Below are 270 nucleotides of genomic sequence, written 5' to 3'. Positions count from 1 at the left end.
TCAAGTCCCCCCTCGCGCACCAGATAAAAGTCGCAAGGCATCGTTGATTCGGTGGCTTGCGACTTTCTGGTTTTCCTCCCGGATGCGCGCCCATGCCCCGTTCTCGCCCCGCGCTCGACGACAGCCTGCGTGCCCGTCAGCGGGGTACAAGTTAGGCGCGATGGCATGGGGCCGCTAGAACGGAGTGGGATCGTTGACCGCGTCATAGCCCTGGTCGTCGACTGGTTTGAAGATGGGCCCGACTCTTGTGGGTTCGACCGTCACCCGTTC

The sequence above is a fragment of the Gulosibacter sediminis genome (genome assembly GCF_014904065.1).
GTDB classification, from domain to species: domain Bacteria; phylum Actinomycetota; class Actinomycetes; order Actinomycetales; family Microbacteriaceae; genus Gulosibacter; species Gulosibacter sediminis.
Note: the sequence above shows the minus strand (reverse complement) of the source record.